Annotated in this window: 3 protein-coding genes; 2 read left to right on the top strand and 1 reads right to left on the bottom strand. The window is 48.4% G+C overall.

What is annotated here, in order from left to right:
- Nucleotides 1–147: 147 nt before the first annotated feature.
- Nucleotides 148–10,488, bottom strand: a complete 10,341-nt coding sequence (locus CWD77_RS11785) for an invasin domain 3-containing protein (RefSeq protein ID WP_101073765.1) — start codon at nucleotides 10,486–10,488, stop codon at nucleotides 148–150.
- Between the two features lie 374 nt (nucleotides 10,489–10,862).
- On the opposite strand from CWD77_RS11785, the gene CWD77_RS11790 reads away from it, so the two are divergent.
- Both CWD77_RS11790 and fadJ read left to right on the top strand, forming a co-directional pair.
- Entirely contained in the window at nucleotides 10,863–12,161 is a 1,299-nt protein-coding gene (locus CWD77_RS11790) for an acetyl-CoA C-acyltransferase (protein WP_101073766.1), read from the top strand.
- Between the two features lie 207 nt (nucleotides 12,162–12,368).
- The gene (fadJ, locus tag CWD77_RS11795) at nucleotides 12,369–14,486 is read left to right on the top strand and encodes a fatty acid oxidation complex subunit alpha FadJ (protein ID WP_101073767.1); all 2,118 of its coding nucleotides are present in this window, start codon (nucleotides 12,369–12,371) and stop codon (nucleotides 14,484–14,486) included.
- The last annotated feature ends 11 nt before the right edge of the window (nucleotides 14,487–14,497 follow it).

A 14,497-nucleotide genomic window follows, 5' to 3' on the forward strand; every position in this document is an offset into this window, starting at 1 on the left:
AAATATTTTCTGCTTAAAATTTCAATTTCTTTATTGCGGCTATTGGTTTTTAATCAAGAATATGAATTTGCGCTTCAATAGTATTCCTGATTGGGTTAGTTAACCACAACGCGCTAGAAAATTCAAAAAATTGTCAATGGCTTATTCTCATTGAAATTGAATCTCAGGCTGATCATCCAGGGTGACTCCATCAGCGGTGATCACTACCGTCACTGTCTCGACGGTGTTGTTGGTTACCGTAAACTCATAAGTGCCATCAGTAGTCGTCTCACTCACCGTTCCGGCCGCCGCGTTAGAGCCCACATTCACGGCAAAGTCTGCATCACCCAACCCGCTGATTCCATTGCCACTGGCATCCGCCAGGGTTACGGTTACCGTTGAGAAATCGCTTCCATCCGCTGTATGCGGGCTCGTTGCTCCCGCTGAGGATACCGTCGAGCTCACTGGGCCCGGATCTACATCAAAAGTGTTCGAGGTGGCACTGATCGTTCCGTCATCGGCCGTGATCGTCTGGCCGGTACCTGCATCGGTTACCTCCACATTCAGTGTGGCTACGCCGTTGGTGAACTCAGCCGTGCCCGGTGTAATGGTCCCGGCCGTGGTGGTCAGATTAGCGGTTCCGTTATAGCCTGTCGCTGTGTTCGAACTGCCGTCCAAGGCCGTGATCGTGATTTCGAAAGGTGCACCGGCCGTTTGCGGGGTGGTAATCGTATCAAAACTGTAGCTGGTCGCCGCTCCCGCACTTACATCACTGCTGTAGGGGCCGCCCGAGATGTCAGCTCCGCCCAACGTAATCGCCACGATATCGGTGCCCGTAATAACCGGCGTGTAGCTGGCCGTGTATTCACCCGGGGGGCCTGTTTCACTTACCACCGGTGTTGCCGTGTTTGCACCGCTTACTGATACCGACAGGTCCGTGGCCGCACCGCTGACCTCATTGCCAAACTCATCGGTCACATCAATCGTTATTATTGTCTCCTGACCGGCCGTCCCATCGGGAACCGTGGCTGTCGTTGAGGACGGATCACCGGCAGCAGCTGTTACATCAAATGCGTTACTGGTTCTGTTCGTTACACCTGTTGCTGCAAATACCAGGTTGTACTGGCCTGCTGTTTCAATGGCTACATTATCAAAGATGGCCAATCCGCTATCATTTGTGTTTACGCTTGTTGTACTGCCCCCTGTAAATGTTGCTCCTCCCTGCTCCGTCACGTCAACATTAAATGCGGGTACAGGATTATTATACTCATCTGTGATACGAACAGCAGGAGGCCCTTCGATTGGCTGTCCTGCAACAGATTGTCCCGGTTCTGTAGTAATCACCATCAGGTCAGGGTCGGCAGCTGTAAATGTAATTTGTGGTGCTTGATTTAATGTGGTTCCCGTTGCTGTAACCGTCACCGTAACGTCTTCCGCTGTCGTATTTGTCACATTGAAGCTATAGGTGCCGTTCGTTGAAGTTTCTGTAAACCCATTTGAAGTACCATTTCCGCTCACGCTGATATTGAAGTCACTACTGCTTAATCCGGAAATCGGATTGTTGCTGCCATCTCTTAACTCAACAGTCACTTCAGAATTGGTTCCTGCCTGAAGTGTTTCCGGAACAGCATTCACTGTTGAATTGGATGCACTCACATCGCTCGTTGTCACATTACTTGAATAAGGACTACCGGATATATCGACAGTACCCAGTGTGATACTAATCTCGTCCGTTCCTATCGTTTCAGGTGTGTAAGATGTTGAATAGGTCCCGTCCGCATTGTCCGTAATTGAAGCAAATGCAGCGCCGCTATTGGGCCCGTTGGTCACGCTGACTGATAAATCGCTTGCAGCACCTGTTACCCCGTTGTTAAATTCATCCTGTACACTTATTGTGATGTCAGTAGCTTCACCTGCCGCGCCGTTTGGAACGTCAGCAGTTGTGCTGAGAGGATCACCGGTTGCCGAAATAACATCAAACGGATTTGAGCTTACATTGGAAACCCCGGTTGCAGATGCATTAAATATTAAGGTGTAATTTTGAGCTGTATTAAATATCAGGTCAGGGAATGAAGCAACACCGGAAGCATCTGTTTGCTGTGTGAGAGTGCCTGAATCAAAACCTTCTCCTGATTGTTCAGAAACCGATACACTGATTCCCTGGACTCCGTTGCCCACATCATCCGTAACTTCAACGGAAGGCGCCGGACTGATTACTTCACCCGCCGTGGTTTCTGACGGCTGGGTGGTTACGGCCATTTGTGAGGCATCCCCGATCTGGGCTTCCGCTGTAAAGCTCACCGCCGTCAGGCTGCCCGAGCTTACATTTGTGGTGTAGGTTCCCGGAGTGTCTCCAAGTGTAAGGGTAGAAGAAGCTTCGCCTGAGGCATCTGTCGTTGCACTTGTGGTTGATAATGACTGGCCTGAAGCTCCCGACGGAGTTTGATCAATTGCAAAGTCCACAGTTTCCCCTTCCACCGGATTGCCGAATTGATCGGTTATCTGCACTACAAATGGATTGGCAAGGGCTTCACTCACCGTTCCGGTTTGGTTATTTCCGGTTAAGATGACCAGGTCAGCGGCGTCCGCAGCCGTATAGGTGATAGACGGACTGTCCGTCAGCGTTACACCATTTGCTGTAACCGTCACCGATATGGTTTCTGCCGTTTCATTACCTATGTCCACATTATAAGAGCCTGCCGTGCCTTCTGTAACAGTTCCGGCTGTTGCTGATCCCGTCAGGCCGATGGTAAAATCGGTATCGGTCAGCCCGCTCACGGGGTTGTTACTGCCGTCGCGGAGATCAATGGTTACTGTTGAGGGATTTCCAGCCTGTAAATTTGTTGGGTCTGCGCTAACCGCCGAGTTATCCGGATCCACTCCGCCGCTCTGCACATCAAACGTGTTGGAGGTTCCCGTAAGCGCACCGTCTGTTGCGGTGATGGTCTGACCGGATCCCACCTCACTGACCGAGACATCCAGGGTTGCCTGTCCATCGGTAAAGCTGGCCGAAGCCGGATTTATCGAGCCCGCCGTGGTACTGAGTGCGGCCGTGCCTGAGTAACTCTCTGCCCGGTTGTCAAATTCATCCAGCGCCGTAATCGTTATGCTGAACGCCTGACCCGCCGTTTGCGGGCTGGTGATGGTATTAAACTCAAAGCTGTCTGCCGGACCGGCTTCAGCATTGGCTGTAAACACAATCAGCCCGGCAGATCCTGCATCGGCATTTACAGTATAGTCGCCCAAAATTGTACCCAGTGTAAGCAGTGATGAGGCTTCACCCAATGCGTCAGTGGTTACACTTGCAGCAGATAATGACTGGCCTGTAGCCCCGGTGGGAACCTGATCAATTGAAAAATCTACCGTATGGCCGCTCACCGGATTACCGAAGGTGTCTTCAACCCGGACCACAAATGGTTCAGCCAATTCGGCGGCAACCGTACCGGTTTGATTATCTCCGGAAACAGAAACTGTTTGTGAAGCGGCTGCCGGAATCACGTCAAATTCCTGTGTAACAGCATCTTCAGTCACGCCTACGGCATTAAATTCCATGATGTAGGTACCGGCCGTGTTGACCACCAGGTCGCTGAAGGTGGCAACGCCGCTGCCGTCGGAATCCACAGAAGTGGTTCCGCTATCGAAGTTTCCACTCTGCAGCCCTGCAATTACTTCAACACCTGAGACCGGATTGGCAAGGTTATCGGTTACCAATGCGGCCGGAGGACCGGCTATCGACTGTCCGGCAACGGTCTGCTGTGGCTGAGTATCTACGGCAACACTTTCTGCATCACTGGTTACAACTTCACTTGTATACGGGCTTCCGGCAATAGCCGTACCGTCCAGCGTAATGGCAATCTCATCGGTTCCGGTGGACGTTGGCGTATAGCCGGTGGTGTAAATGCCGTTGCCGTCATCGCTGATTGGATCTACGGTAGCCCCATCATTAGCACCGCTTACGCTCACCGCCAGGTCGCCGGCCACTCCGCCTACGCGGTTGCCAAATTCATCCTCCACCGTAATTGTAATTGCAGTACGATCACCGGCTGCTCCATTCGGCACATTTGCCGTGGTTTCACTGGCTAAAGGTGCTGCGGGTATAACATCAAAAGCAACGGTAGAACCAACCTGTCCGGATGCTGTAAATACAAGATCATAATTTCCGGCTTCATTAATTACCAGGTCACTAAACGCAGCCTGACCAGTAGAGTTTGAAGTTATAGTAAGGGTGCCGCTTGCGAATGATTGACCGCTCTGTTCTGAAACGGTTATTTCCACACCCGGAACACGGTTATTAAATTCATCCAGTAAACGTACCAGCGGCGGTCCTGTAATCGGCTCACCTGCAACAGTTTCTCCGGGTTGGGTTTGAATGGCCACAATATCAACATCGCCGGCTTCAAATACGATTTCAGGGGTATCATCAAGTGTAACACCACCGGCCGCAACGGTTACCGCTACAGTTTCTGCCGTTTCATTTTGTACCGTAAACTGATAGGTACCCGTACTAATTTCACTCACTTCGCCCGAAACAGCATCTCCGCTTTCACTAATCGTAAAGTCTGAATTGGTCAAGCCACCGATCGGATTATTGCTGCCATCACGAAGCTCAATTGTAACTGTTGAATTACTGCCAACCTGCAGTGCGGACGGACTTGCAGTAACGGTTGAAACGGATGCGCTGATATCACTTGTTGTAACGTTGCTGGTAAACGGACTTCCCGGAATTGTAGATCCGTTCAGGGTAATCGCAATATCATCGGCTCCGGTATTGGTAGGGGTATAACTTGAAGTATATTCACCCGTTGTTCCCGTTTCACTTACGGATGGAGAAGCAGTGTTGGCACCGCTAACATTTACAGTCAGCTGACTTGCCGCTCCGCTTACTGGATTGTTAAATTCATCTTCAAGAGTAATGGTTATCTCCGTGGAGTTCCCGGCAACGCCATCGGGTACAACAGCAACGGTATTTGCAAGATTTGCAGCAGCAGCGGTTACATTAAATGGATCTGAAATAACATCATCAACCCCGGAAGCATCAGAACTAAAGTTTAGCGTATAGCTTCCTGCTGTCCGGATCACAAGATCATCAAAGGAAGCAATTCCTGAACTGTTTGTTGAAACCGTTGTGGTCCCTTCATCAAATGTGTATCCTCCCTGTTCACTGACTGTTACATTAACTCCTGCTACCGGGTTGCCAATGTCATCTGTTACTTCAACGGAAGGCGCCGGACTGATTACTTCACCCGCCGTGGTTTCTGACGGCTGGGTGGTTACGGCCATTTGTGAGGCATCCCCGATCTGGGCTTCCGCTGTAAAGCTCACCGGCGTCAGGCTGCCCGAGCTTACATTTGTGGTGTAGGTTCCCGGAGTATCTCCGAGTGTAAGTGTTGAAGAAGCTTCGCCTGAGGCATCTGTCGTTGCACTTGTGGTTGATAATGACTGGCCTGAAGCTCCCGACGGAGTTTGATCAATAACAAAGTCCACAGTTTCCCCTTCCACCGGATTGCCGAATTGATCGGTAATCACTACCACAAACGGATCTGCAAGAGCTTCACTTACCGTTCCGGTTTGGTTATTCCCTGACACGATAGCCAGGTCAGCGGCGTCCGCAGCCGTATAGGTGATAGACGGACTGTCCGTCAGCGTTACACCATTTGCTGTAACCGTCACCGATATGGTTTCTGCCGTTTCATTACCTATGTCTACATTATAAGAGCCTGCCGTGCCTTCTGTAACAGTTCCGGCTGTTGCTGATCCCGTCAGGCCGATGGTAAAATCGGTATCGGCCAGCCCGCTCACGGGGTTGTTACTGCCGTCGCGGAGGTCAATGGTTACGGTTGAGGGATTTCCAGCCTGTAAATTTGTTGGGTCTGCGCTAACCGCCGAGTTATCCGGATCCACTCCGCCGCTCTGCACATCAAACGTGTTGGAGGTTCCCGTAACCGCACCGTCCGCTGCCGTGATGGTCTGACCGGGTCCCGCCTCACTGACCGAGACATCCAGGGTTGCCTGTCCATCGGTAAAGCTGGCCGAAGCCGGATTTACCGAGCCCGCCGTGGTACTGAGTGTGGCCGTGCCTGAGTAACTTTCTGCCCGGTTGTCAAATTCATCCAACGCCGTAATCGTTATGCTGAACGCCTGACCCGCCGTTTGCGGGCTGGTGATGGTATTAAACTCAAAGCTGTCTGCCGGCCCGGCTTCAGCACCGGCTGTAAACGAAACGGAACCAACTCCACTCAGAGCAGCCGATACGGAGTACGTTCCGGCAATAGTTCCCAGTGTTAACACAGAAGTAGCTTCTCCCGATGCATCCGTTTGAACCGTTGTCTGGCTCAGGGTTTCTCCTGTTGATCCTGCAGGGGTATTCGTTATATCAAATTCTATGGTTTCGCCCTGTACAGGATTTCCAAAAGTGTCTGTCACTCTAATGACAAACGGTTCACCGAGAGTTTCGGTAACTACGTCAGACTGGCTGTTTCCTGAAACAGTAGTTATGGATGATGCAGCCGCAGGCACCACATCAAACGGGTCAGAAACGGCATTTTCAGTAACCCCGATGGCATTAAATTCAAGAGTGTAGTTTCCGGATTCATTAACCGTCAGATCGTTAAACTCTGCTGTTCCGGATGCATCTGTAGATACAGAGGTGGTCCCGGACGCAAAAGTTCCGTCCTGAAGAGTCACAACCACTTCAACATCATCAACAGGGTTCCCAAGATTATCCTCAACCAATACAGACGGTTGCCCGCCGATAACCTGGCCGGCAACTGTTTGCTGTGGCTGCGCCGTCACTGCAACATTGTCCGCATCACTGGTAATTACATTACTTGTATATGGACTGCCACTGATAGCAGTACCACTCAGTTCAATGTTGATTTGATCCGTACCATTACTCTCAGGAGTATACCCGGTGGTGTATTCACCATTTCCTTCATCGGTTATCGCATTTACAGCTGCACCTGCATTGTCACCACTCACAGACACAGTCAGATTATCTGATTCGCTGTTTACGCGGTTGCCGAATTCATCGCTAACGGTAATGGTAATATTTGTAACATCACCGGCGGCACCGTTGGGAACCGAGGCCGTTGTGGACGACGGATCGGCCGCAGCCGGGACTACATCAAACGCATTGGATGTTATAACAAGGCCTTCTTCTGCTGTGAATACAAGATTATATCTGCCGGCTTCCGAAATAACCGCATTATCAAACGCGGCGATACCGGATTGATCGGTTGTCACCGTTAAATCACCACCTGTAAAATCCTGTCCTCCCTGTTCGGTGATGGTAACCTCTATTCCGGGCACGGGATTATCAAATGAATCTCTCAGCAATATGGACGGAGATCCCGCCACAGGTTCACCGGCTACGGTCTGATCCGGTTGCGAGGTAATGGTAATCTGATCCGGTGTTCCTGTAAGAAATGCGATTGCAGGAGTATCATCAAGTGTTACACCCTGAGCCGATACCGTAACCGTAACCTGCTGGGCTGTCGTATTGCTCACATTAAATAGGTAGGTTCCCGATGTTGTCTCACTGACGGTGCCCGCTGATGCACTTCCCGACACACTGATATCGAAATCAGAATCACCCAGTCCGCTAATAGCATTATTACTGCCATCGCGGAGTTCTACAGTAACCGCTGATGAATTACCGACAACCAATTCATCCGGATTGACCGAAACAGTTGATACAGATGCACTGATATCGCTTACGGTTACCACACTTTCAAACGGACTGCCTGCAACAGGTGTGCCCTGTAATTCTACTGAAATTTCATCCGTACCTGCATTCTCCGGTGTATAGGAAGCTGTATACTCACCGGTTGTTCCGGTGGCGGTTACGGCAGGATTCGCTGAATTGGCACCGTTCACTAAAACTGACAGATCAGCTTCAGCACCGCTCACAGAATTACCAAAACTATCCTGAACGTTAATGGTTACTGTGGTTGGTTCACCCGCTGCTCCATCAGGAACATTTACAGCTGTGTTCAATGGGTCTCCCGCAGCAGCCGTAATATCAAACGGATCAGATAACACATCATCCACGTCTGATTCAACCGTACTGAATACCAGTGTATAATTACCGCTAGTCTGAATCACTAAATCATCAAATTCAGCAATACCATTACTGTTACTGACCTTAGTAAGTGTACCTGAATCGAATGAATAGCCACCCTGTTCTGCAACAGTAACTTCAACGCCTTCAATTGGATTGCCTCCCTCATCGGTTACTTCTACCTGTAGTGCAGGAGAGATTACTGTTCCGGCCTCGGTTTCGGAGGGCTGTAACAGTATGGAAAGTGCTGAAACAAGGCCTAATTCAGCTGTGGCATTAAAAATCACATCACCCGCTGTACCGGCAGAGGTAGTTACTTCATATGTTCCGGGTGTTGAACCAAGGGTAAGTACGGATGAAGCCTGACCATCACTATTTGTGACAGCAGATTCTGTACTCAGGCTCTGTCCAATCGCTGCCGGCGGCGTATCTGTTATTTCAAATGATACATTTTGCCCTGCAACAGGGTTGCCAAATTCATCTGTCACAAGAACCGTAAAAGGGTTATTCAGCGGCTGGGTGACGGTTCCGGTCTGGTTGTTGCCGGACTGAATCGCAATCTCATCCGCATTACCGGCCAGGAATGTAATTTCCGGATTCTCTGACAACGTCACGGCATCCGCAACTATGGTCAGCGTAATGGTTTCGGCCGTGGTGCTGCTAATACTCGTTGAATAAATACCCGTGGTTCCATCTTCCGTGATGGGTCCGGCAGTTGCATTGCCTAATCCTGAAATCTGAATGTCATCTTCAATTCCCGAAACTTCATTATCCTGATTATCTCGCAATGTTATGGTCAAAACCGAAGTCTCACCTGCCCGCAGCTCTTCGGGATCCACTGAAGCTGAGGAATTGGCCGAGCTGACAGAGCTGGTGATCACGTTGCTTGTAAACGGACTTTTTGCTATTTCGGTGCCGTCAAGCAGAATTTCAATGATATCAGAACCACTGGATGTGGGTGTATAGCTTGTGGTATAAATTCCGTTGCCTTCATCCGATATCGTTTCAAATGAGGCTCCTGTGTTATCCCCGGAAATCACTTCCAAGGATAGTTCAGAAGTAGCACCCTCAACACTATTTCCGAATGCATCCCGGATCGTAATTTCTATCACGGTAAGTTCACCGGCAACACCATCGGGAACTGTTGCACTTGTATTGCCGGGGTCTCCGGCTGCTGCGATAATATCAAATAGAGAAGACTGCAGGTCAGACACACCATCAATATCAGCACTGAATGTGAGCCGGTACCCGGAGTCGGCATTTTGAATCACAAGGTCATCAAAAACTGCTATACCGTTTTGGTTAGTTGAAGATTGAGTTGTGCTGCCCGTTGCAAACGAACTCTTATTCAAGCTGACCGACACATTCACTCCTGATAACGGTTCACCATTACCATCTAAAAGTTCTATAGACGGAGCCGGGTTGATTGGGTTTCCTGCAACTGTCTCTGACGGCTGGGTTTGAACAGCGATTTCAGGTGAACCTTCCTCTTCGAAAATTGAACTGATGACTTTATTAGCATCCATCAGAATAGTGGCCGGATTATTGTTCCCGCTCAAATCTCCTTCCCAGCGTATAAACTCCCAACCGGCTGATGGTGTGGCAGTAAGGGTTACCTCTTCATTCTCCTCGTACGACTCCTTCTCCGGATCAATATCGACAGTACCATTACCTAAAATATCTAACTGCAGAGTAAACCCCTCAAAATCATCCTGAACAAAAACTGCCGTAACCTCTTTGTCTTCATCCACTACAATATCGACCGGATTTTCATTACCTGTCAGATCTCCCTCCCATCGATCAAATACCCATCCGTCTTCCGGGACTGCTGTAAGCCTGTAATTGGCTATAACCTGACTAGCTGAAAGCTGAGAGTTCAGCTGTATTCTCTCCAGGCTTTCTAATTGTGACGAGTTCCGGTCCTGAGATATCTGTTCATCATCCGATTGTTGTCTCTTAAGAGCGCCGGAAAGACTCTCTCGAAGTTTGGTATCGTCTCTGTCGGTATCGATCTCCCTCTCACTTTCAACTGAAGCATCTGGGGACTGCTGTTGTTCAGCTTCTTTGATAGTTTCTTCGCCAATTATCTCCTGAGTAATGGTACCTTCACCTATTACATTCGTATTCAGTTGAAACTGAATTTCAGAAAAGAGTGCTGTAATATTCAGATCCCGACGAATAAATAGCACTGTGGGATTATTGGAGCCGGTCAGATCGCCTTGCCACTCATCGAACAGGTAGCCTTCATTTTCAATAGCTTGAAGTTCAATTCTGGCACCATCCACAAACTCACCGTTTGCAGGTTGAACAGTACCCCCATTTTCAGGTGACGCAGTTGTGGTTAAAGTAAATTCGTCTGGAAGTGTATCGTCGAAAGGTGCTGTTGAAGTATCACAACTGAACATTAGTATGGCTACAATTATCACAATAGCATATAAAAACCTTCGCATCTAAGCCCCCTTGAAAAGCTTCCCTTTTCATTAAATCATTTGTTTGCGCCAACTAGAACTTTTCACAACCTTTTTTGCATATGTAACCGGGTTGCTCTAATGGTTCTAAAGTGATTTTCTATATACTCATTTGGGCTTTTTTATGCAGATTAGATTGCTCTAATAGAGGGTTGAAGGGCTCTCCCGACTACACTTACTTTTGCTCGTTTGCGATCGCTATTAAAAAAGCAGTAAATAGTAAAGTACGGCGTACAATTTAACGTTCATGCAAGAGAAACCGAAAGTGGAGACATCCCAAACTTTTTTGTATATATAGTACAGGTTAACACTGTTAATCTACCTCTTTTCTATTCAGAAAAATTTTACACTGATCCATGACTGATTCTAAAAAATCCCGGAAAGTAGTTTTCATCAATGGCGGACGCACACCTTTTCTTCGCGCCCAAACCGATTTCAAAAAATTTTCTGCCTACGATCTGGGACGTTTTGCCGTTACAGGACTCATCAATCAGACTAAACTGAACCCCAAACACATCGACCACCTCTTCTATGGAAATGTGATCCAGGATGTAAATACGAGCAATGTGGCACGGGAGGTTTCTCTTGCTTCGGGCCTGGGCGATCACATCCCGGCAACGACCGTCTCCATGGCGTGTATCTCATCCAATGTAGCACTGACCTCCGCCATGAATTCCATCAGGCTGAGTCAAATCGATGGAGCCATTGTTGGCGGTGTAGAAGTGATGAGCGATATCCCGATCCGGTTCAGAAAGAAATTCAGGCAGAAATTGCTGGAGACTCAGAAATACCGCAAACCCACCGATTGGTTTAAATTTTTTAAAGGCCTAAGACCGAGTGATCTGCTTCCGGAAATTCCATCCATATCTGAATTCTCTACCGGCGAAACGATGGGTGAAAGTTGTGATAAGATGGCCGCCAAATATGGCGTAACCCGACGTGAACAGGATGAATTTGCTCTTCAATCTCATCACCGCGCGGACCAAGCTAAGGATCAACTTCGTGAAGAGATCTATCCGGTTTCTATTAAAAATGGAGAGAAATTAATTGACTCAGATAATGGGGTCCGGGGCGATACATCCATGGAAAAACTGGAGTCCCTTCGTCCCGCATTTATCAAACCGCATGGGACCGTTACCGCCGGAAATGCTTCATTTCTGACTGACGGAGCCTCCGCAGCTTTGGTGATGAGTGAGGAGAAAGCGCAAGAACGAGGGTACCAGCCGAAATCGATTTTACATTCTTACAGTTATGTGGCACAGCGACCCGGCGATGAGCTATTGATCGGCCCTGCATTTGCAGTCCCCAGAGTACTGGACGAAATGAATTTAACCTTTGATGACATCGATGTTTTTGAATTTCATGAAGCGTTTGCGGGTCAAATGGTAACCGTGCTCAAAGCTCTGGCAAGTGATGAGTTTGCCCAAAATCGTTTAAACCGGGATAAAAAGGTTGGAGAAGTTCCGGATGAAAAATTAAATGCCTGGGGTGGCTCACTTTCCATTGGTCACCCATTTGCCGCAACCGGAATCCGATTGGTTACTACAGCCACAAACCGGCTCATCAAAGAGAATGGCAAATACGCTCTGATTGCAGCCTGCGCAGCCGGTGGTCAGGGGCATGCTATGATTATTGAACGGTATCCGGAAAAATGATTACTAATGTTTATCTAGAATGAAAGTCAGACTTCCCCTCTTGAGAGGGGAAAAGTGAGTGATAATGGCGAAGCCGATTATCACGAGCAAGGGGTGTGTTCAGCACTTTGACCAAATAAAAAGTTATGATTTGCTGACGAGATTTTTAACACACCCCTAAATCCCCTCTCAAGAGGGGACTTTTAAAATTTCAAAACCCATACACACATGAGCAGCCAAAAAATATTTGAGATCGAGAATAAAGAAGATGTTGCTATTATCACGATGGACACTCCCGGGGAGAAAGTGAACAAGCTCAATGAAGCGTTGATTGATGAGATCTCCGATATTCTGGATCAGCTGGAGTCTGATGATTCCCTGAAAGGAGCTGTTCTTGTCAGCGGAAAGGATGGGAATTTTATTGCCGGTGCAGATATCGAGATGTTCAAAACGCGGGAGACTGCAGAGGAGCTTTCAGAACTGAGCTGGACGGGCCATGAGATTTTGCTCCGAATCGAAAATCTGAAAAAGCCGTTTGTAGTGGGAATCAACGGATCGTGTATGGGTGGAGGAACTGAGCTGGCCCTGGCCAGTCACTACCGAATTGTCTCGGACGACAGCTCTACGAAAATCGGTCTTCCGGAGGTTCAACTCGGACTGCTGCCGGGAATGGGAGGAACGCAGCGACTTCCAAGACTAATTGGGATTCAGAAATCCCTCACCTACATGCTGACGGGTAAAAACATGTATACCCATCAGGCCAAAAAAACCGGGTTTGCCAACGAGGTGGTTCACAAGCATGCTCTTGTTAAGGCCGGGATTAAAGCTGTACAGAAACTTTCTAATGGGAAGGCTAAGCAGCCTGATAAACGATCCTTTTTTGAAAAGATTCTCGAAGGAAATCCAATCGGCCGAAAGATCATTTTTAGTCAGGCCCGCAAACGCACCCACGGTCAGACCAAAGGGAACTATCCCGCTCCGCCCAAAATCATTGACAGCGTGGAGTTTGGGTTTAAAAACGGTTTAGAGAAGGGATTAAAAAATGAATCGCGATTATTTGGTGAGCTTGCGGTTACTCCCGAATCGAGGGCATTGGTTCAACTCTTCTTTGCGATGAATGATGCCAAAAAGAATCCGTTGAAAGATCAGGCAAAAGAAGTAGAACGTATCGGTGTATTGGGCGCCGGCCTGATGGGTTCAGGTATCGCAGAGGTGAGCGTTGACAACGGATATCATGTTTGGCTGAAAGACCAAACAGTGGAAAATGCAGCGAAAGGAGAAGCTGAGATTCTGAAAAATCTCGACAAGAAAGTGAGCAAGCATATCCTTTCAAGGTTTGAACGGGATGAAATCGCCAGCCTGATTCACCCGACCGAAACCTACAATGGATTTGAACACATTGACCTGGTGATTGAAGCCGTTTTCGAAGATCTCGACCTGAAACAGAGTATTGTCGAGGAGATTGAAAACCATGGTTCGAAGGATATCATATTCGCCTCCAACACATCATCCCTTCCGATTACAGATATTGCTGCTAAAGCAGACCGACCGGAGAATATCATCGGGATGCACTATTTTTCCCCCGTTCAAAAAATGCCGCTCCTGGAAATCATCAAAACCGAAAAAACGGATGATTGGGTCACGGCTACCGCGTACGAGGTTGGACTCAATCAGGGCAAAACGGTGATTGTAGTGAATGATGGCCCCGGATTTTATACCACCCGAATCTTGGCTCCATTTATGAATGAAGCGCTCTTACTGCTTGAAGAGGGTGCCAAAATTGAGGATCTGGACAAGGCGATGAAACAGTTTGGCTTCCCGGTCGGACCGGTGGCTCTTTTTGATGAGGTAGGAATCGATGTTGGCGCACATGTCGCGGAAGTGCTCAGTGATAAGTTTGAATCCCGCGGCGCAAAAACCAGCAAGAAGGCGAAAGAGCTTGTGGATGCCGGCTATAAGGGCCGCAAGAACAAAAAAGGATTTTACACTTACGAAGACGGCTCGAAAAAGAAAGAAGTGAATCGTGAGATTTATGGATTCTTTGGCGGACAGGACCGAAAATCAATTGACCAAAATGAAATTCAGAAACGTCTTGCACTGGTGATGGTGAACGAGGCTGTGCTTTGCCTTCAGGAAGGAATTCTGGAGAGTCCGACAGACGGTGATCTCGGCGCTATCATGGGGTTGGGCTTCCCGCCATTTTTGGGAGGACCTTTCCGGTATATTGACAGAGAAACTCCTGCGAAAATGGTTGAGCGTATGGAGAAGCTTCAAAGCAAACATGGGGATCGATTTAAGCCGGCAGACTTGTTAAGAGATAAGATTGGTAATCGTTTTCATAGCTAAGTAATTTTTAG

Origin of the sequence: Rhodohalobacter barkolensis (assembly GCF_002834295.1) — a bacterium.
Taxonomy (GTDB): domain Bacteria; phylum Bacteroidota; class Rhodothermia; order Balneolales; family Balneolaceae; genus Rhodohalobacter; species Rhodohalobacter barkolensis.

What these genes read in the sequence shown, in the direction of transcription:
- CWD77_RS11785 (WP_101073765.1), bottom strand. Translation starts at nt 10,488, where the DNA reads ATGCGAAGGTTTTTATATGCTATTGTGATAATTGTAGCCATACTAATG.
- CWD77_RS11790 (WP_101073766.1), top strand. Translation starts at nt 10,863, where the DNA reads ATGACTGATTCTAAAAAATCCCGGAAAGTAGTTTTCATCAATGGCGGA.
- fadJ (WP_101073767.1), top strand. Translation starts at nt 12,369, where the DNA reads ATGAGCAGCCAAAAAATATTTGAGATCGAGAATAAAGAAGATGTTGCT.